The organism is Ferdinandcohnia jepli, from assembly GCF_047246645.1.
Classification (GTDB): domain Bacteria; phylum Bacillota; class Bacilli; order Bacillales; family Bacillaceae_L; genus Ferdinandcohnia.
Genome location: NZ_JBFOKR010000005.1, coordinates 200,077 through 221,054, shown reverse-complemented (window position 1 = coordinate 221,054; position 20,978 = coordinate 200,077). Strand labels below are relative to the sequence as shown.

Genomic DNA, 20,978 nt, shown 5'->3' with positions numbered 1-20,978 from the left:
CCTCCATACCCTCTTTTTTATTAGAGTACCACCGATTCTTTAGGAATCATGTGTTATTTTTGTCTATGGAGTGAACATTTTATGAACATTTCTTTACAAGTAACTTAGCCTGCCATTGATGAATTTTTGCCTTGTTGTAACTGATACATCTGATAATACTTGCCTTTATTTTGCATTAGTTCATCATGATTTCCTTGTTCCACAATTTGGCCACGGTCTAAAACTAGAATCTGGTCCGCATTTTTGATCGTCGATAATCTATGCGCAATAATAAAAGTTGTTCTTCCCTTTTTCAGAACCTCTAGTGCCTCCTGAATTACCGCTTCGGTTTCAGTATCAATACTAGCAGTTGCTTCATCTAGGATTAGAATTGCTGGATCAAACGCTAGTGCACGAGCAAAGGAAATTAATTGACGTTGGCCTGATGATAGAGTACTACCTTTTTCAATAACAGGCTCATCATAGCCGTTTGGTAGGCTTTTTAATAACTGATCTGCCCCGACATCACTTAATGCCTTTTCCACCTTTTCACGAGAAATGGATGGGTCATCTAAGCTTACATTTGATGCAATAGTTCCTGTAAAAAGGTATGGATCCTGTAAAACAATCCCCATATGCTTTCTGAGTTGTTGCTTAGGTATGTCGTTTATATTCAATCCATCAATCGTAATTTTACCTTCTTGGATGTCATAAAAACGGAATAATAGGTTCATGATTGAACTTTTTCCAGATCCTGTATGACCCACTAGTGCTACCGTTTCTCCTTGTTTTGCTTCAAACGAGATATCTTTTAGGACATACTCGCCTTCTTTATAACCAAAGTTTACATGTTTAAACTCAACATTTCCCTTATATCGTGGCATTTCATCTTCATATACATCAATACCTTTTGTATCAAGTAATTTAAACACTCGCTCACCTGCAACCAGGGACTGCTCAAGTAGAGCAAGCTGGTTTACCATGCCGGTAATTGGTTGGAAAAGACGATTTAAATAATCTACAAACGCATAAAGAACACCTAACGAAATCACGCTATCTGCACTGAGCGCTGCTCCCCCGAAATACCAAATCAAAGCTACAAATGCAAGGTTCCGTAAAACGCCTACCAGGTTGTGCGATGTTAACGCATTTAAGCTCAGAAGCTTATTTTGATAAGAAAAATGGGTTTCGTTCATTGCTTCAAATTCTTTTTTAGATTCTTCTTGTCGCTTAAAGGCTTGAATAATTGTCATACCTTGAATGGACTCATTAATCATTCCGTTTATTTCACTTAATAGTGAGCGAATTTTGTGATTGTACTTGGATGCAAATTTCCGATACACCTTGATCCAAATAACTAATATTGGAACTAAAACTAAACAAATTAAAGCTAGTTTTACCTCTAGTAAAAATAGTGCTATGAAAATACCAGTCATATAAATTGCACTTGAGAAGAAGTTTGCAAGCACTGTTACATAAAGGTCGCGAATTGCTTCTGTATCATTCGTGATTCTTGATACTACTTTACCTGCCGGCAAGTTATCAAAGAATTGAATTGGAAGACGTTGAATTTGACCAAATACATCTTCCCGCATTTTTTGTATGATGCGATTTGACGACGTTTGTAATAAATATCGTTGTCCGTAATGAAAAATGGATGCAATAACTAATAATCCAAAGTAGATTGCAATTAGTTTTATTAACTTTGGAACTTCTGGACGATAGAACCTGACAAGTTCATCAACTGATAACTTTTCAGCAGCATAAGAAGCTGTTTTCCCATTTCGACTGATTTCAATACCATCGTTGGTAGCTTTTCGCTCTCCATCAAATTCAATATTATTATTTAAAAAATAATAAGAACGGCCAACCTGAAGGATACGTGCTTCATTCCCTTTTTCTTCACCACCAGTAAAGTTGTCTGAACGCTTATACCAGGTATTATTGTAGTTCACCGCGTCTTGACTTTCGGATGTTTCATACCAGGTATTTTCAATACCAAGGATATGGTCATCGATCATTATTTTTGCGATAAATGGGCCAGTTAACTCAGCTGCTACCGCTATGGATAGCATCAATAATGCTGAGATAATAATCTTTTTATATAGGAGTGCATAAGAAACGAGTCTCTTACCTACGTTCATGCAGACACCCCACTTTCTGTCATTTCTTCTACTTGTTGACGTATAAATTGTTCATTGTACCAACCGTTTAGTGCCAGTAAATCTTCATGGCTTCCTTCTTCAATAATTTGACCTTCATCTAGAACAACAATCCAATCGGCATGCTCAACTGCTGATAAACGATGAGTAGTGATAATCGTTGTTTTTCCAGAACGTTCACGTCTAATATTCTCAATAATCTTTGTTTCTGTCTTTGCATCAACAGCTGATAAAGAGTCATCTAGAATTAAAATTTCCGGATCCACTAGCAATGCTCTTGCAATCGAAATTCTTTGCTTTTGTCCACCAGATAAAGCAACACCTTTTTCGCCTACAAGTGTTTGAAGGCCGTCAGGAAGCATAGTTAAATCCTTTCGAAATGCTGCTAATTCAATTGCCTTTTCCAACTCAGCCTCTGATGCATCTTTTTTACCAAATAAGATGTTTTCACGAACAGTCCTGGAGAACAGAACATGATCCTGTGGAACATATCCAATCCACCCATGTAAATCTTTAATTGAAATTCGGTCAATTGGTACTCCAGAGATTAGTAATTCTCCTTGCCCAACCGGATACTCCCTTAGCAATTGTTTTACCAGCGTTGTTTTTCCACTGCCGGTTTTCCCGACTACTCCTAGGGTGCCACCTTTTTCAATTGTAATAGATACATTTTCTAAATTTTTTACCGTTGAAGTTGGATACTGGAACGTCACATTATGAAACTCAATACGCTTTGGAATATCTACCTTTACAGGATTTGCGTGTTCAACGACATCTGCTTGATAGGAAAGTGTTTCATTTACCCTATCTAATGAAGCATTTCCTCGTTGCATAATGTTGATTAGCTCCCCAATTGCAAACATTGGCCAAATCATCATACCTAGATACACATTAAATGAAACTAATTCACCTAAGGTAATTTCATTATGAAATACTAAAAAAGCACCATAGCCTAACCCGATAAGATAACTTATTCCTACTAGAATTTTCATCGTTGGGTCAAATAGAGCATCTATCTTAGCTACCTTTATATTCTTTTCAAACACATCTTCAGTTAAGTTATGAAATCTTTGTTGATCAGCTTTTTCTTGGACATATGCACGGACAACTCGAATACCGGCTATTGATTCAAGTACCTGATCGTTTAGAGTTCCAAACGCATCCTGCGCCTCCATAAATCGTTCATGAATTTTCTTACCATACACATTCATGACCATAGCCATGATAGGTAGCGGTATTAAGGATGCTAATGTAAGCTTCCAACTAATTAAGAATCCCATCGTAAAAAGTATTGTTAACATAAAAATACTTGAGTCAATTAGTGTTAAAATACCAAAACCTGCTGTTTGAGAAACAGACTTCAAATCGTTAGTGGCACGAGCCATTAAGTCCCCGGTTCTATTTTTTTCATAGAAACCTGGTTTCATTTTTAATAAATGTCTCATAAACCGACCACGGAGAATTCTTTCTACTACATATGCTCCTCCGAATAATTGGTACATCCAGACATATGTGACTCCATATATAAGGACCATTAATCCTAATAAAAAAAGTAGATATTGAACAATCTTATCCTGGGTTAATGTCCCAATATGAATTTCATCAATTGCAACTCCAATTATCTTTGGTGGAATAATCTCCAGAATCCCAACGAGTATTAACAGGATAATTGCAACTGTATATCTCTTCCAATGCTGTTTAAAAAACCAACCTAATTTAAATAATACCGAAAACATAGCTGTTATCTCCCTTCATGTCTACAATTTCTACTAGCCGCTTTCTGGATCTCCGACATATTTAATTCCACTTACTACAAATCCCCTCATTTTGTGTTCCTCCTTAAAATTTTTTATAGCAAACAATCTGGTAGATTGTTGTACCCAATTTGAAACCACGCAAAAAGGACATACCACACGAAACAGCGATATGCCCTAAAAAAGCATAAAAGCACACGTCACGTATTAAAAGTGACCTGTACTTTTGGTTAAAAGTGTATAAATGTAGTAGGAAAATGTTTATCTACTATAATTAAACAAAGGAAAGGTCACGAAACTATTTAACTTTGTGATTGGTAAAATCAATACATTTTTCATTTCGATACCCTCCCTTTCCATTTACTAGTAATTTTAATACTTAGTTAGATTACCACCGTGGACATATTTTTGTCAATTACTACTTTTTTGATAATTACCTATTTTTCGATTACCCCAAATATCTGTGGTATAGAGTTTTCGCTTCTGCAATGTCCTTTGTCCCGTGAACCAGCACTCGGCCATCCTTAAAAATGACGAGCCTGTTTTTACCGATTGTAAAAGACAGTAAAAATGGGTTTTGCTCTACAATTCCTCCATGTGTCTTTAAAAGTGTAGCTAATTCATCTAAATTACGTTCAATTCTTTCTGATGGTCTTATTTGTACTGAATCTCTTCCACATAACACGGCTGATTTGGTTTGATTTTCAAATGATAAGTATGGATAGGTTCTATCCGTACCACATGAGAGACAACTATCCTTTTTTACTTTGTCTACCTTAATTGCTGTATACTGATTTTTCCAAAGATCAAAGGAAACTAATTTTCCACGAAGTGACCCGATATCTTCAACTAAGATTTTTAATGCTTCTGTTACTTGGTAGGCAACCACCATTTGTACCGCAGGACTAATAATTCCTGCCGTATCGCAGGTTAATCCTCCAATCGGCACTGTCTCAAGCAAACAATTGAGACAAGGAGTTTGGCCAGGTAAAATGGTATAACTTATCCCGTAACTTCCGACACATGCTCCGTAAATCCAAGGGATATTGTATTTTTGAGATGCATCATTTACGAGCATTCTCGTATCAAAGTTATCAGTTGCATCTATGATGATATCGACTTTCTGGATGAGTTCTTGAATCTCTTCAACGCCTACATCCATTACATAAGCATTAATATCAACCTCTGAATTCACTAGTTGTAAACGCTCTTTGGCTGCAATTGCCTTTGGCAAACGATTCCTAGCATCCGATTCCGCATAAAGCTGTTGTCGCTGTAGATTACTCCACTCTACATAGTCTCTATCTACAATCGTAAGCTTACCTATGCCGGCACGCACAAGTGCCTCGGCGCTTCCTGTTCCAAGAGCACCTGCACCTACTACCAAGGCATGCTTATTTCTTATCTTTGTCTGACCCTCAACCCCAATTGGAGCAAATATTTCATGTCGAGAATATCGTTCACTCAACCGTTCTCATTCCTTCCATTGTCTAGTATTCATATTATTGAATACTACATGTCTGAGGTCTATGGTATCATATTGGCTTCCTATTTTTGTAGTTGTTTGGTTCTATAGTGGCTATTTTATAGTCGATTTCAACTTTACTGGCCAATTCTCATGTGTATACGCCATTTCCCAAAAGGCGTATTCATATTGACTACTAATTATAAAATGCTCTTTCATTCTAGCACGGTCATTTTCTGTTACTCTCTCTGCTAATTCGTCAATCAATTTAATTTGTTCCTCAACTAGCGTTTTGAACCAAGCTCCACCGTATGCCGAAATCCATTCCTGATAAATTGGTTGAGATGGTTGGCAATCTTTTAGCTGTTCTCCAATTTCGTAATACAGCCAATAGCATGGTAATAGTGCTGCAACTATATCACCTAAATGCCCTGTATAAGCTGCCCTATATAGGTGGGAGGTGTAGGCATATGCTGTTGGGGCTGGGTTAAACTCTGTAATTTCTTGTTGATTGATCTTCAGCTGTCTCGAGAAGTTTTCATGTAGTGATAATTCTGCTTCATAGGTTCCTTGAGCATGAACAGCAAAGAGATTAGTTGTATGTAAGTCTTCAGCTTTTGCTGCACCTAATGATTGTATTTTTGCAAAATGTGAAAGGTAATATGAATCTTGTAAGACATAATAGCGGAAAGACTCTAAAGACAAAGTTCCATCCCCGATACCTTTAACAAAGGGATGGTTAAAGCTCGCTTTCCAAATTGAATCTGCTGCTAAACGAATTTCTTGTGAAAATTTCATTATGTTTCTCCTCCTACTGTATTTATTTATTAAGATTCAACAATTCCACTTGTAAAAAATCAATTAAAAAACCACCTCCTCTACACAACGTAAAGAAGGTGGCTAATTTTAGAATACAACTCAAAGAAACTAAAGGTATGTATTGGCCTGCCCACTTCCCTACGCTGGTATAATCCAGATCAGGTTCTAAGAGTCTTAAGGTCATGTACGAACAATCCTCAATCTCAGCCTTTTGCTTTTATGCTTAAAGGCACCCCTAGTGGTAAACTACTATTCACTTTTCATAGTTATCCTAACATTTTTATAATCCTTCTTCAAATCTTTTATGCAATAGCTTTTTCTTTCTTATTATGCCTAAAGTCCAAACAAATCCAGGTACAAAAATGGAAATAACAGAAGCTACTAGTACCCACTGATTCTCCATAATCATAATTGCGCGATGATGATCAAAGACAAGCCAATAACTATAGGCACATAATATAATGCCTACAGGAATAATAACAGGTCGATAATCTTTTAGATTAAATAGACGTTGAAACGATATGGATGCACAGAGTAGTGTCATTAGAATTTGTGTAATCGAAGAAAGAGCGAAAAATGCAATCATAATCATTTCATATCTATGAATAAACAACCCTATTTCTGCACTTCTAGCCATTTGCATACAAGAGATTATATAATTGCCTGTTACTTCTGCAGATAGTACGCCCGCTTCTAGAATCGGCCACATTAACACAAAAGCCCCGCCATATCCAATCCCTGCAACGCCTGATTTACCCCATGTTTTTGGATTCTTTACATTAGGTAAAATGAGTGCAGCCATCATTGTTGCCATAGCCCAGTCCGTATTGTTATGACGGCTTGCCCAAAGTGTTTCTCCTACACCTGAACGAAATACAGGTAACAATTCGCGGATATCAAAGTTCGATAATGACCCCAGAAGCAGTAAAATATTTAGTGCAAGTATCGATAAAATGCCTATGACTGCCATCCTTCCGATAACCTCTAACCCAAACATAATTCCATAGACACCTATTAAAAATGGAACAATGATAAATAGTAAGATCGGTGCATCAGGTAAAAAATAATCTTTTAAATGATAAACAAACGTTGTCATAACCGCACCAAAAGCACCAATAAAGAATACAAAAAGCAGCAGACTTATAACTTTACTAAACCATTTTCCTCCCAGTACAGCACTTTGTTCTATTAAATCTGATTGAGGTAATCTCCTAATAATAAGTACAGTAAGAAGCATAAAAAGAGCACCCTGAAAAGTAGATAGTGCAGTTGCTATCCACATATCACTACCAATCTCACGGGCCATCGATCCTTGTGTTAAACCAATGGCTTTGGCATAGACCAAATTTATGATAATCGCCATAAACATACCATTTGTAATTTGTACTCTCATTCCTTATCACCTGTTACCCCTCGTTTTGTGGGCCTATATAATAGGGCAGAATCATTTAATTCAGCAATTACTTGAATTTCTACTTTCGCTTGAGTAAATTTTTCTTCCCAGTTATCCTTTATCTCTTTCCATTCACTTGGATACTTATTATTAAAAACCTTTCCTAGTTCAAGAAAATCAGATTGATAATCTTCTTGTGCTAGCTTTACAACTTTTGTTAATTCATTTTTCAATGTCTCTTCAAGTTCTGTTTCAAGTTTCTTAATGCTTTTTCCATCAGCCAAGCTAAAAGGACAGCCCGCTTCAACAACACTAGCGAAGGTGTGCATTTTCACAAGAAATGATGGTGTTTGATTACGATAAGAAGGTGTAACATCAAAGGTCTGCTTTCTAAGCTCCACACTTATTCTTTTTGGAGGATTATTTGGACATGATAACGCAACAATACCTGATTCTAAACTTTCTACGAACGGGAGTAGCCCTCTTACTTCATCCGGTTTGATAATGCCAACTAACTTATCCTTTTTGAATACTCCAGCACCTGCCAGCTCTACTTGCTTATACGCACCAGCCTGGCCTGGTTTTTTATTAGACACTCCTCTTTCTGTTAAGCGTACCCTTGCTAAAACTGGTTCAGAGCTTTCACTTAAGTAGGCAGACTGTAGATCAATCATTTGCGTCCTAGGTGCTTGGGCAGATATATCAGTAAATCTAAATAATTTATCCAATGCCTCTCCTGGTATAACTTCAAGGCCGGTAATTGTGGAAACGACTTCACTAGCATTGTTAGGAGTTACGAGGACCCAGGTTCTCATCCTTAGCTCTGGATTGCGCGTGAAAAAGTCAATAATATCTGCAATCCCCTTTTCCCTGGCGACATCTTCATTGATTACAACGGCATAGTTATGGGCCCAAAACACTCTCCTTGTTGCAAAAGTAGCCAGATTTCGAATTGCCTCAAAAATAGTTTCCCCTTCTGCACTGGCAGACCAAATTGGGTCTCCAGTTTGACCTGACGGAGCACCAGTTTGCCCTCTTGCATCTGCTGGACGGGCGACCTGAGCAGTAATTTTTATATGTCCATCTTTCTCTGCTTTATCTATTCCTACTGCCATGACTAGAGCAAGGTCATTAATCTCTCGCTTTCCTACACAGCCAGTAAGAAAACTAAAACATAATAGAACAAGTGCTACTTTTTTTACCATACACACCACCAATCCATTTATATAATCATGAGTCTACACTATTCTTTTTTCGTACCACCGTCTTTCGGAGGTTTTGGAATTTGCTGTTTCCCTTCACGCATTTCTTTCCCCTCTGCTAGTTCTGGTTGCCTTTCCATTTTCCACCAAGGGAAACGAATTAAAGCATCCTTTTGGTCTGTTGGTGCTAATGGTGCTGCTGGCGCTAGATATGGCTCACCAAATGAACGTAAAGAAAGTGCATGAATTACCAATAAAGTAAACATTGCTGTAAATCCTAATAACCCCAGCGTTCCTGAAGCGAATAATAATGGGAATCGTACCAGCCTAACAGAAATAGATGCTGCATAATTGGGAATGGCAAAAGAAGATATGCCTGTAATTGCAACAATAATTACCATGAAAGGGGAAACCAACCCTGCCTGAACTGCAGCCTGACCAATTACTAGTGAACCGACAATACTGACAGCCTGTCCGACTGGCTTGGGCATTCGTAATCCCGCTTCTCTCATCAATTCAAAAGCAAGTTCCATAATTACTGCCTCTATTAAAATAGGAAAAGGAACAACCTCTCTACCAGAAGCAATTGTGAGTGCCAAAGGAGTAGGGATCATTTCTTGATGAAAACTCACCAACATGACATAAATAGATGGAAGTACTAAACTGAACACGAACGCGGCATACCTAACTATTCTAAAAAAAGAACCAGATATAAATTTAGAATAATAATCGTCACTTGCCTGTAAAAATTGCCAGAAATACGTGGGAACTATTAGTACAAAGGGTGTATTATCAACAAAGATGGCTACTCTTCCTTCTAAAATAGCTGCTGCTACTTTATCAGGTCTTTCTGTACTTTGAATTGTTGTAAAGGGGGAATAAGGAGCATCTTCAATTAGTTCTTCAATATATCCACTCTCAATTACTCCATCGATTTTTATCTTTTCAAGACGACTTTTTACTTCCCTAACTAATCCCTCTTTCACAGTCCCCTCAAGATAAGCAATATTAATGTCCGTTCTTGTTTTTTGCCAACCTTCAGGGCTTCAAGCTTTAAATACGGATCTTTTATCCTTCTTCTAACCAACGCAGTATTCGTTCGAATATTCTCAGTAAAACCATCCCTTGGACCTCTGACCACTTGCTCGGTTTGTGGTTCACTTATTGATCGTTCGTTCCATCCTCTTGTTGAAATAAGTAATGCTTCATTAGACTGATCTATTAGGAAAACAGAATCTCCACTTAAGATGCCATTAACTGCTTCTTCTACTTTGGTTATCAATTTAACAGTTTGGATATAAATAAAATGTTTTTTTACCTTCTCCGCAAGTTCTTGTCCAATGTCCGGCTTATCCGATGTAGAAAGTAATTCATTTGCCTGAAACATAAAAATCTTGATAATCTCATTGATGTCTTTTGAGTTAACAAGTCCATCAGTATACACACTAATAGCTTTTAGATTTTTTTCGTCCTGGAAGACAAAGTCACGAAATATAACGTCATCTGTCAATGTAAAGATAGACTGGAGGAGAGATTTATTTTCTTCAATACTAGGTTTTAATTCCTGTTTCAAACTTTCCTCTATTGCTTTACTCATTGTTGTCAAGCCTTTCTAGAAGTACATTTTACGTGATTTACTCTATATCTTTTAAAATAAACATATGTTGTGATCTACATAACTGCTTGTGAAATTCCTTTCCTTTCTCTATTCATTTAATCACTTATAGAAGGAATTTTATTATGTATAGGAATACCATTATCTCCTGTTATATCCATTTATGTAGGCTATTATTCGAAGGGTTAACTGAATGTATCTTTATTTATATGAAGGCAATAATGGATTACTAATGAAGGCAGAATAGGGTGAGGAAAAGATGGATTTATATCATTCATGGCTTTATATACATGTACTCAATACAACCTGGTTTGTGTGGGCAGTGGTAATTATCGTATTTGGTTTTAATCTAATAGCTCCGATTATTATTTGGTTCGTGATGAACGGCAGACGAATTAACATACCTTTTATGAGAAAAAAAGAAAAAGCTAGACAATAATTCCGTCTAGCTTTAGATACTATTCAACAAACACTGCTGTACCATATGCAATTATTTCAGAAGCATTTTGCATGACTGCTGAAGTCTCTAGTCTCATTGCAATTACTGCATTAGCACCTTTTGCTTGAGCATCTTCCACCATGCGTCCAATTGCTTTTTGTCTAGCTTCATTCATCATTTCTGTATAATCAGTGATTTCACCACCAACTATTGTTTTTAAACCAGCCATTATGTCTCTTCCGATATGCTTTGATTGAACTGTACTTCCTCTTACAAAACCCTTTAATTCCTTTATTTCTTTTCCTGGCACGTAATCAGTAGTCACGATAATCATTTTCTTCATCCTCCTTCTTTTCTTTTTTTCTTTCTCGAATCAATAACCAAAACAATAGGAGTATTGTAACCATATAAATCGCGTAAAAAGTTAATGCAACCTCTATATTGATGAACAGGAAGATTATTCCTACGATTTGGCCTATTATTGCAACACTTAACACAAAGTATTTCGCCACATTCTTCATTATTTCCTACCTACTTTAAACAGCAAATATTTTTTTCTTGCAAAAAGAACATAAAATACGGTTGGCCAGGGTGCCTGTATTAAACCCAATATCCCCCAAAACCAGTGATTATGTCCACGCTTCCTGGCATCTAAAAATAACCATAAACTCTGAATCATCAAGATGACTACGACTAGAATAATTACGATGATATTGTCTGTTGTTTTCATGCATTACTCACCCGTTTTCTATATTGAAGGTACACATAGATGGGCAGGCTAATCGTTGCAATCCCTTGAACAATAAAAAATGCAATCGGAATTCTGAATAAAGCCGTAACAAGCCCAGTTAACACCAATAATGCGATCAATATAAAAGCTGTTAGTTCCTGCCTGAATTTTTTCTTTTGCTTCGCTTGTTCGGCGATGACCATTTGCTCAAAGACTTGTAAATCAGGAGTGAAAACCGAATAATTGTTGTCGACTTTTGTGAAAGCCTCATTGATCTCCTGTATTGTTTCAACATCTTCTTCAGGTTGTTGATCTTTTTTTAGTAGCAGTAGTTTGTTTTTCTTCATTTGGTCTCAACTCCTTTCTCACAGTTTGTATTCCATTATGTATCCTAGATTTAACAGTACCTAGAGCAATATGTAACATATCAGCAATTTCTTCATACGAATACCCATAATAGTGTTTTAACACAATTGGTATCCGAATTTCATCAGACAGCCTTCCCAAGGCGCTTAATACATCTGTCCATTCCTCTGATTGATTTTCAAACTGCCACTTCATTTTTCGCAATGCTTGTTCTTGTTGTTGGTAGCTTTGTTCTCGCTTCTTCTTACGGAGGTTATCGATATATAGATTCGTTGCAATTGTAATCAGCCAAGAAGAGAATTTTGCTTTTCCGTTGTATAGTTTTATCTTCTCCATGCTTTTCATCATAGTTTCTTGTGCTAAATCTTCTGCTACATCAGGCTTCATTGTAACCTTGATTAAATATTTAACTAAGAATGGATAATTCTCCTTAAAAAGCATTGCGAATGCAAGTGAGTCACCTCGCTTTGCACTGTTAATCAAATCCCTCTCATCCATTAATTTGTTTCTCCCCCAGAAGAATATATTTTTTTATTTTTTTGTCTACTCAAGCCTATTTTACATAAGATTCGTTAATAGTACGAATGAGGTTTTAAAAAGTTCACTAGAATTTTTAAAAATGTAAAACTTTTTTTATGAAATTTTTTTATAAAGTAAAAAATGGCCTCAACAGAGAGCCATTTTAAGCAAACCGATAATAGATAAGAATAAATGTTGCTAAAACAAATAGGAAGTTTAAGAATACGAATATCATTTGGTCTAGTATGGTTTTGTGAATTCGGATTGGAGGGTGATAAAACGATACACCTTCGATAATAAAGATAACCAGTACAATATGGATCATTAAATGACCTACAACTTCTGTGTAGCCAAATAACATGGTTGTGGAAATAAAGATTAACGTTAATATGAACGAAAGAATTCTGTTTAGCACACCCACTACAAGCAAATACCCCACCACAAATTCAATAAATGCTGCTAGTACGATAAATGCTTCAGGTGGAAAACCAAAGGTAGGTACCCCATGGTTATGAATAATATCTAAACTCATGGCTGGATACACCCATTTTTCTACCGCCACCCAGCATAATGAAAGTCCTGTTCCTAAATATAGGAAAGGAAAACCCCAGTTTTCGAGCTTTGTTTTACCAATTAATAAGACAAAAATAATGGCTATGTAGAAACCGTAATCGAGCATATGAAAGATTCCAACTTGATTAAGTACATTTATAAATAAGAGTAACAATAGTACTGCTCCTGCCTTGGTTGCGTAATGAATAGGAATCACCAATAATATAATAGCAAGCCATGCTAGAATGACTTCCCAAGTCTCAATGATATAAAACTCCGGAGCAAATATTGTTCCTGACATAACCTGAACAATTAAAGCTAATGCAGTACCATATTTTAAAATGTATCTGGAATATTTACGAAAATAATCGAGCTTATTATCAATCTTCTTAGCATATGGAATTTCCATTAATTTTGGAAGAAACTGCGGAAGTACTGCTAATACTACCGCCACTAAGAGTGCAACAGTCATGAATAATGGAGATAAGATGTGTTCTATCGTCTCTTTTTTCGGTTCAACCTTAGTGAACCATTTAACATGTGCTAACGTAATAATTGGTGTAAGAGTGATTACACTTACAAAACATGCAATCCAGCCTTTTTTCATGAATAATCTCCTTTGTGTTGTTGATAGCTTTATTGTTTGCTCCACAAGGAGAAATATGCGATAAGTGTAATCATACTTATTGTTTTAACGAACGTAAAAAAGCCGATTCATCAAAATTGACAAATCGGCTGTTTGTATTATTCACTAATCTCTGTTTTTTTTGCTTGAGCTAATTCTTCAGTGAGGTTATCAATGCTGTTTTTGACGTTGCCTTTTCCTGAAAGATTCTCAATGATCTCTTTTACATCAATACCAGATGAAGCTTTTAATGTCTCTTGTAGTGATGACATTAAGTTAGTTGCATAGCCGGTAACTTTGTTTGCTCCACCGTTTTCACCACTACTACCCGTATCAACAACTGTAATCTTATCGATATTAGATAATGGAGCAGCAACTTCTTTTGCATATTGAGGAAGCATTTTAATAACCATATCCAAGATTGCAGCTCTTCCATACTGTTCGAAAGCTTCCGCAATTTTTTGTTTTGCTTCCGCTTCTGCAAGACCTTTAAGGCGGATAATTTCAGCTTCAGACTCCCCTTGTGCTCTTTGGGCTTCTGCTTTAGCAAGACCATCAATACGGATTTTCTCTGCTTCCGCTTTTGCCATTGCTTCAATTCGATATTTATTTGCATCTGCTTCTGCTAATTGTTTTGCTTTTTCAGCTTCTGCAGCTTGAACAACCGCATAACGATCAGCGTCCGCTTTCTTTTTAACTTCTGAATCATATTGCTTTTCACGTCGTAGAATTTCTTTTTCTTCTAACTCAATCTGTTTTTGTCTTTCAATAATCTGAATTTGCATTTGTTGCTCAGTAACTTCTTGTTTTGCACGAGCTTCTTCTAAATGATATGCCTGGTCAGCACGAGCTTTTGCGATATCCTGCTCTCTACGGTACTCAGCACGTTTTAACTCATTTATTTTTTCAGCTTCCGCAACCTCAGTTGCACGCTCCAGCTCTGATTTCTTCGCATCTTTGTCTGCTTCAGCACGCTTAATACGTGTTTCTTTGTCTGCTTCTGCAGTTGCAATATCAGCATCACGTTTTACTTGTGCGATTCTAGGTTTACCTAAAGACTCAAGATAGCCATTCTTATCTCGTACATCTTTAATTGTAAACGATACAATCATTAAACCCATTTTTGCTAAGTCTTGTGAAGCAACACGTTGAACTTCCTGAGAGAACTTCTCACGGTTTTTATAGATTTCTTCTACTGTCATGGAACCAAGAATAGAACGAAGATGTCCTTCTAGTACTTCACGTGCTTCGTTTTCACGGTCTTCTTTACGCTTACCCAAGAACTGCTCAGCTGCTGTAGCAATTTCTGAAATAGAACTGCCAATTTTGATAATTGCTGTACCGTCAGCCATAACAGGAACACCTTGCTCCGTGTATACCTCAGGTGTAGAAACATCCAATTTACTAGATAATAGACTTAAAGGCTCTGATTGTTGAAAAACTGGTAATATAAATGCACCGCCGCCACGAACAATTTTAATACGGTTTCCTGATTCGTCAACATGCACATTCTTTCCACCTAAATAACTACCAGTAACGATTAGCGCCTCATCAGGTCCAGCTGTTTTGTACTTTGTTACAAATACACCAATGAGAGCTAATAGTAAAAATGCAACAACTCCAATTACAATTAAAATTCCAGTTGACATATGGTTTCCCCCTTTAATATTGATTCATACTTTGATACGGTAAAACGTAGACTACGCTTTCCTTTATATCTATAACAAGAACCTTTTCATCATAAGGAATCGGCTCATTATTAAAGCTTTTCGCAGATTTTGCAATTGTCCCGCTAATACCCTCGATAACTATCTCTCCAAACCCATCGACAGGTATTGAAGTAATTACCCGGCCAATTCTCCCTTTTAAATCTTCTTCTTTATAAGCAATTGATTCCTCAGCCGAAGATAATGGGATTAACACAAAAACATTAAGTAACGTGACTAATATAAATGCTAATACAAGAGCAATAAGAAAGGTAATTAAACTAGTAAAAGACAATATTTTTTCAAAAATGTAACCTGATGCACTTAGAAATGTGAGGAAAGAAAAAACAAGTGTGGGGCTCAGGAAGCTGTCAGGGAACAAACCATCAAGAAAATCGCCAAATAAAATGAGAAGAAGTGTACATACTCCACTAACTACTAAGCCAAAAAGATAGATTGTTTGGATGTCATATCCGAATAATTCCATAGCTTCACCTCCATATTAAAAACTAATGACTTACTTCTTTACCCGATACTTTCATTTACGAAATAGATATGTAAAAAGTTTCATTTTATCAAAAAATAAAAATTTTTATCTTTTATGTCGAAAATTAAAAAAGCTCCTTTGAAATCCAAACTTTTAAGAGGAATCCGAGCACAATATATGCTACTATGTACTTCCATTCAATTATTAAACGATCATTCTTTTTTTGAACAATACCTAGTCCAATAATCCACCAAAATAGTTTTGAATCAGTTATTCGCTTTTTACTAATATGGATTGAGTTACTTTCATCTCTTTTCTTATTTTCATGTCTAGCCCATAAAATGACGATTACAATGTCCGCAATCGCTCCAATTGAAATAGCTGTTAATACAAATGCCGGCGAAGGCTTCCATCTATCTGGATCCTCTGCTGCCTTCCTTTTTTCAACCCGCTCTTGCTCCTTCTTAAGAGCCTCTTGAAAACTTTGAGTAACTTGGGTATACTTCACATTTTCAATTGCCTTATTTTTTGGTACATCAAAGGTAGAATAGTAGAGACCTATTCCAACTGCTAATAAAATAAACAAGCAATAAGCTAACGCAAAAAGAATTCCTTTTTTCATAGAGATAGCACCAACTTATTTAATTTTTTTCCATTGTTCCTAAGTGATTTATTCTATAGAATAATAGTCCTTCATTAATTCTTTAGACCATTTTGGTTGATTAGCTACTTCTCGGGGAGCAAATTCATTCATATATGGTTTGATATCTATAACAGGTGTACCATGAATAGCATCAAGACCTTCAACAGTCAATGTGAGTCCATCTACGCTTATTAATTTGCAGCAACTAACTCCTAACAAATTAGGACGACCTTTTGCACGTTGAGCAAAGATGCCCACCTCAGGCCAATTTGGATTATTACGTGGTCTTCTGGCAGTTGTTTCAATACGCTCTGGATTAACTCTATGGAAAAAATACACAACCTCTAAATGTGAGAATCCATCCAACCCCTTTGTTACATCACTAGTAAACTGATTTTTATCGAGTGTAATCGTTGAAACGATACCACCCCAAAAGTCATCCTTTACTTCTGTTCTTTCGTTACTAACGCTTCCAATAGACTTGATCCTAAATTCCATCGTTTCACCCCCACATTCTTCCTATTTCTACAATACTTTACAAATTAAAATAAATAAAGGACTAAATTACTATAACTATTAATAAGGTTTTCTTATATACATCAATCGAAAAAAAAAAGACTCCGTTTTCCGGAGCCTAAGGCTTAATCATCATCGTCAACTTTATCTTTTTTACCCTTACCCTTACCGTTGCCATTACCTTTACCGTTTTTCTTTTCTTTCTTATTAGCTTTACCATTTTCTTCTTTTCGCTCTTCTGTTCTTTGTTTAACAGGTGGCTGGTAGTATGGTAGGTTAAACGAGCTCGATGGGACGTTTGCCAGTGATTGTTGCATAATCTCTTTGAGAACAGTTGCCGCTGTAGCACTTGTTGTAGTTAAATAATGTTTTTCATCTGTTTTGTCATAGCCCATCCATACAGTTCCAACTATCTCAGGTGTATAGCCAACCATCCAAATATCCTTTGTCCCGCTAACACCTTTAATTCCTACTTGAGTAGAACCTGTTTTACCTGCAAGTTCTCTACCATCCATTTTGGCATTTTTGCCTGACCCGTTATCAACAACACCTTTTAGCATAAAGGTAATACGTTTTGCAACTTCAGGATTAAGGATTTGTTTTGGCTCTTCTTTCCATTCTGAAATAATATTACCTTTTGAATCTACTATTTTTGTAATGGCATGTGCTTCAGTTTTTTTTCCTTCATTTGCAAAAGCCGAGTATGCTTCTGCCATATGAACAGGTGCAACACCTGTATGAAGTCCCCCTAATGCAAGACTTAGATTATGGTCATCTTCGGTAATCGGTAAACCAAATCTTTCAACAGAGTCTATTCCCTTTCGTAACCCAATTTCATTTAATAACCAAACAGCAGGGACATTATCAGAATTACGAACAGCATCATACACTGTAACACTGCCTTTAAACCTACCCGAAACATTTTGAGGTTCATATCCATTAAAGGACATTGGCTTATCTGGGAGTACGTCATATATACTATACCCGCTTTCTATAGCAGGCGTATAAACTGCAAGAGGCTTTATTGTTGAACCTGGCTGTCTTTTTAACTGAGTAGCACGATTAAAGCCTCGGAAAACATGTTCACCACGTCCACCAACTAATGCATTTATCCCCCCAGTTTTAGGATCAATTAAGATTGCACTACTTTGAAGCAGCTGATCCTCAGTAGAAGCAGGGAACAAATTGTCGTTTGCAAATACATTTTCAACAGAACTTTGCATATGTTGATCCAGCTCCGTGTAAATATGCAGTCCTCCTGACATTACTTCACTTTGCGTTAAACCATATCGTTTTATCGCTTCCTCAATAATATGATCTACATAAAAAGGATATTTCCCTTTATAGGGATCAATCTGTCTACCTTTAAACTCCATTTGTTGTGCTTTTGCTTCTTGTACTTCTGTAGCTGTGAGAAATCCATGCTGCTCCATCATACTTAGTACAAGGTCTCTTCTTTCAAGAGACTTTTCTTCATTTATTAAAGGGTTCATCTTGGAAGGTGATTTAATTAATCCAGCAAGTATTGCCCCTTCACTTACTGTTAATTCATTAACTTCCTTTCCAAAATACACAAGGGCAGCATTTTTAATTCCCCATGCTCCTTCACCAAAATATATTTGGTTTAAGTACATCTCCATAATCTTTTCTTTAGAAAAAGTACGCTCTATTTTTTGTGCGAGGAAAAACTCATCAATTTTACGCTTTAATGTTTGGTCATGAGTCAAAAACACATTTTTCGTAAGCTGTTGTGTAATCGTACTTCCACCTTCAACCACTCCACCCGCTTTTAAATTCCGAGCAAGGGCACGGAAAATCCCGATATAATCAACACCGGGATGTTTGTAGAATCTATGGTCTTCAATTGCGATCACGGCATTTATAACATGTTTAGGAATTTGCTCGTAATCAACAGCCTCTATTTTGGGTCCAGGTACCTTACTCGCAATCTCCCCATGCTTATCATAGATGATGGTTTCTTCTGGAAGTGGATTATTTAATGAGCTTACATCCTGCTTATTAATGTACATATTTACACCAATTGTTACGAATAAAATAAATACCAATGCTAATAAGAGGAAGATTTTCATTTTTCCAGCTTCGGAAATAATTTTAACGAATTTTCCATTCATTCAATACGTCCTCCATATAAGTTTGTTCATGATGTCTTTAACTAATGTTTTACGCTATAGAGCATTACATATATTGATTCGTTAGAAATCTCTTTTTATGGGGGATGTACAATTACCAATTTGTAGGAAAATTTATCCCTTTAACTAGGTGGGACAAAGGGAAAGGTTCACTTTCCCAATTTCATCCTCACCAACCATATTGATTAGGTTTGCTGATTTTTCATATCTCTTACCACGAATAAGTTACCGTTCTTTTAAGAATTCTTGAATTCGACTCGTAAAGTCTGTCCTGTCATAGCTACGATATAAATTGCTGGCTAATCTAATTGGGTCTCCAAAAAAGAAACGTTCATACAGTGTTTGTCTTGACCCAAACGCACTTAAACAAATATCCCAGGCAAGTCTGAACAATTTTACACGTTCATGGCCATTGGTATTTGTTCCTTGAAGATACCTTTCAAGATCTTCTCTTTTTGCGGATGCAAAGTCTTTTTCAGTAGGAATTGACACTAACCCGCTTGCACCTAATAGCTGTAGTATTTCAGTAAAGCGCGGATAGAGTCGTGGGAATAGGTTAATCGCACTGTATAAAGGGTTTAACTCCGGTGCCATGGTCCCCCATTTATCAAAAGAAGCATGATGTTCAGAGGAGTACAGCAATGCTTTTAACGTCTCAAGCGCAACAATTATCTCACTTATTTTCCCTTGGACATGTTGGTATTCCCCAATGTTGATTGTATCTACAAGAAGCTGGGCTACTCCTAGTAAACTTTCCGTTTTAACTACTTGTCTTGAAATAACCTGGTGCAGAACTAGAGGGAAAAAGCTTGTTTCGCTGTACATCTTGTTTGCGCACTCCATATTCTCATGCAAAAACACTCTTTCCCATGGTACAAGCACATGGTCAAATACAAGAACAGTGTCCATTTCTTCAAATCTTGCACCTAGTGGATGATCAAACGTTGAATCACGGTAAGCAAACGACTCCCGGCAGAGGAAGGAGAGTCCTTTTGTGTTGCTTGGGATTGAAAATGCAAACGCAAATTCCTTTCCCTGTAGATTACCTCCAGAGGGAAAAACGATTAACTCATCTGTAATCCCTCCTTGCGTAGCAAGCAACCTAGCTCCATGAATGACAATTCCGTCTGCATTTTGATCGACTACCTTTGCTGCAATAATTTGGTCATCTTCCTCGAAATGAAAAAGGGCTCTGTTTGTCTGTGGATTTATAAAGGTATGGGTAAATGAATAATCATTTTCCCTAGCTTCCTCATAAAACCTTACAAGATTCCTGGCAAACTCCGGTTTGTTCGAAGAGAAAACGTCAGCGCCTGCGCTTACTGCCATTAGCGCGGTGTTCATATAGTCTGGAGATCGTCCCATCATCCCAAGGTTGCTCTTCGCCCACTCTTGAATCATATGCCGTCTTCTTTCTAAATCTTCCTTTGTTTTTGGTATTAGATATGATGTTCCTACTTTTTCTCCACTTATGGGTGAAGTGTATGTCATTATACCTTGCTTTTTCTTATCAAATTGAAGGTCATAGAGCTTTGCCTGACTTTTCATAATCCCTTTAAAAGCTGGATGCTCAGATATGTTTCCGCTAACTCGCTCCCCTTCAACCCATACATCCGATTGAAGCTTATTAATACGATCAATATACTCTTTCCCTGATATAATCCCCAACACCCGCACCTCCAAAAAATCACTACACTAAAATATGCAACACCAAACCATACCGTGTAGGCACCCGAAATATTGATGTGCCAGCATTTACGGACAGTGTACTTTTGTAGTGTCAGGCACCACAAAAAGACATTTCGTGCAATTTGTCCTTCTCAGGAGGACACTTTCAATTCAAAAGCGGCCAGGAC

19 protein-coding genes, 1 pseudogene and 1 riboswitch are annotated in these 20,978 nt (G+C 36.8%); of the genes and pseudogenes, 1 reads left to right on the top strand and 19 read right to left on the bottom strand.

The window, feature by feature from the left end:
• Positions 1-104: 104 nt before the first annotated feature.
• From AB3M96_RS07245 to AB3M96_RS07215, 7 genes and pseudogenes are all read right to left on the bottom strand, one after another.
• Positions 105-2,123 (bottom strand): ABC transporter ATP-binding protein, encoded by a 2,019-nt coding sequence (locus tag AB3M96_RS07245; RefSeq protein WP_412966905.1) that lies wholly within the window; start codon positions 2,121-2,123, stop codon positions 105-107.
• Positions 2,120-3,877 (bottom strand): ABC transporter ATP-binding protein, encoded by a 1,758-nt coding sequence (locus AB3M96_RS07240; RefSeq protein WP_412966904.1) that lies wholly within the window; start codon positions 3,875-3,877, stop codon positions 2,120-2,122. The genes AB3M96_RS07245 and AB3M96_RS07240 overlap by 4 nt, the downstream gene beginning before the upstream one ends.
• A 466-nt stretch (positions 3,878-4,343) precedes the next feature.
• The gene (locus AB3M96_RS07235; RefSeq protein WP_412966903.1) at positions 4,344-5,363 is read right to left on the bottom strand and encodes a thiazole biosynthesis adenylyltransferase ThiF; all 1,020 of its coding nucleotides are present in this window, start codon (positions 5,361-5,363) and stop codon (positions 4,344-4,346) included.
• Between the two features lie 111 nt (positions 5,364-5,474).
• Positions 5,475-6,158: a thiaminase II gene (gene tenA, locus AB3M96_RS07230; protein WP_412966902.1), complete on the bottom strand. Its 684-nt coding sequence runs from the start codon at positions 6,156-6,158 to the stop codon at positions 5,475-5,477.
• A 139-nt stretch (positions 6,159-6,297) separates the two neighbouring features.
• Positions 6,298-6,426: riboswitch (TPP riboswitch) on the bottom strand.
• A gap of 33 nt (positions 6,427-6,459) precedes the next feature.
• Entirely contained in the window at positions 6,460-7,572 is a 1,113-nt protein-coding gene (locus AB3M96_RS07225; RefSeq protein WP_412966901.1) for a GerAB/ArcD/ProY family transporter, read from the bottom strand.
• A complete protein-coding gene (locus AB3M96_RS07220; protein WP_412966900.1) occupies positions 7,569-8,777 on the bottom strand; it encodes a Ger(x)C family spore germination protein in 1,209 nt (402 codons plus the stop codon). The genes AB3M96_RS07225 and AB3M96_RS07220 overlap by 4 nt, the downstream gene beginning before the upstream one ends.
• A 38-nt stretch (positions 8,778-8,815) precedes the next feature.
• Positions 8,816-10,371: pseudogene (locus tag AB3M96_RS07215) on the bottom strand (spore germination protein).
• Between the two features lie 277 nt (positions 10,372-10,648).
• Between AB3M96_RS07215 and AB3M96_RS07210 the strand changes: the two are divergent.
• Positions 10,649-10,828 carry a hypothetical protein gene (locus AB3M96_RS07210; protein ID WP_412966899.1) on the top strand — a complete coding sequence of 60 codons (180 nt, stop codon included), beginning with the start codon at positions 10,649-10,651 and terminating at the stop codon, positions 10,826-10,828.
• Between the two features lie 19 nt (positions 10,829-10,847).
• Here the strand turns inward: AB3M96_RS07210 and AB3M96_RS07205 are convergent, their stop codons facing one another.
• The 12 genes from AB3M96_RS07205 to hpaB all read right to left on the bottom strand — a co-directional run bounded on the left by AB3M96_RS07205 (position 10,848) and on the right by hpaB (position 20,790).
• On the bottom strand, positions 10,848-11,162 hold the full coding sequence (locus AB3M96_RS07205) for a YbjQ family protein (protein ID WP_412966898.1): 315 nt from the start codon (positions 11,160-11,162) through the stop codon (positions 10,848-10,850).
• Positions 11,143-11,349 (bottom strand): hypothetical protein, encoded by a 207-nt coding sequence (locus tag AB3M96_RS07200; RefSeq protein ID WP_412966897.1) that lies wholly within the window; start codon positions 11,347-11,349, stop codon positions 11,143-11,145. The genes AB3M96_RS07205 and AB3M96_RS07200 overlap by 20 nt, the downstream gene beginning before the upstream one ends.
• On the bottom strand, positions 11,349-11,558 hold the full coding sequence (locus AB3M96_RS07195) for a sigmaY antisigma factor component (RefSeq protein WP_412966896.1): 210 nt from the start codon (positions 11,556-11,558) through the stop codon (positions 11,349-11,351). The genes AB3M96_RS07200 and AB3M96_RS07195 overlap by 1 nt, the downstream gene beginning before the upstream one ends.
• On the bottom strand, positions 11,555-11,905 hold the full coding sequence (locus AB3M96_RS07190; RefSeq protein ID WP_412966895.1) for a YxlC family protein: 351 nt from the start codon (positions 11,903-11,905) through the stop codon (positions 11,555-11,557). Before AB3M96_RS07190 ends, AB3M96_RS07195 begins: the two co-directional genes overlap by 4 nt.
• On the bottom strand, positions 11,859-12,422 hold the full coding sequence (gene sigY, locus AB3M96_RS07185) for an RNA polymerase sigma factor SigY (protein WP_412966894.1): 564 nt from the start codon (positions 12,420-12,422) through the stop codon (positions 11,859-11,861). The genes AB3M96_RS07190 and sigY overlap by 47 nt, the downstream gene beginning before the upstream one ends.
• Before the next feature lie 184 nt (positions 12,423-12,606).
• Complete coding sequence (locus tag AB3M96_RS07180) at positions 12,607-13,602, bottom strand: DoxX family membrane protein (RefSeq protein WP_412966893.1); 996 nt, start codon at positions 13,600-13,602, stop codon at positions 12,607-12,609.
• 137 nt (positions 13,603-13,739) lie between these two features.
• Entirely contained in the window at positions 13,740-15,269 is a 1,530-nt protein-coding gene (floT, locus tag AB3M96_RS07175) for a flotillin lipid rafts scaffold protein FloT (RefSeq protein ID WP_412966892.1), read from the bottom strand.
• A 13-nt stretch (positions 15,270-15,282) separates the two neighbouring features.
• A complete protein-coding gene (locus AB3M96_RS07170; protein WP_412966891.1) occupies positions 15,283-15,813 on the bottom strand; it encodes an NfeD family protein in 531 nt (176 codons plus the stop codon).
• A 124-nt stretch (positions 15,814-15,937) separates the two neighbouring features.
• Complete coding sequence (locus AB3M96_RS07165; RefSeq protein ID WP_412966890.1) at positions 15,938-16,435, bottom strand: hypothetical protein; 498 nt, start codon at positions 16,433-16,435, stop codon at positions 15,938-15,940.
• Positions 16,436-16,483: 48 nt separating this feature from the next.
• Positions 16,484-16,954, bottom strand: coding sequence for an SAM-dependent methyltransferase (locus AB3M96_RS07160; protein ID WP_412966889.1), 471 nt, complete (start codon positions 16,952-16,954; stop codon positions 16,484-16,486).
• Positions 16,955-17,097: 143 nt separating this feature from the next.
• Complete coding sequence (locus tag AB3M96_RS07155) at positions 17,098-19,104, bottom strand: transglycosylase domain-containing protein (protein WP_412966888.1); 2,007 nt, start codon at positions 19,102-19,104, stop codon at positions 17,098-17,100.
• 243 nt (positions 19,105-19,347) lie between these two features.
• Positions 19,348-20,790 (bottom strand): 4-hydroxyphenylacetate 3-monooxygenase, oxygenase component, encoded by a 1,443-nt coding sequence (gene hpaB, locus AB3M96_RS07150; RefSeq protein WP_412966887.1) that lies wholly within the window; start codon positions 20,788-20,790, stop codon positions 19,348-19,350.
• Positions 20,791-20,978 lie beyond the last annotated feature (188 nt).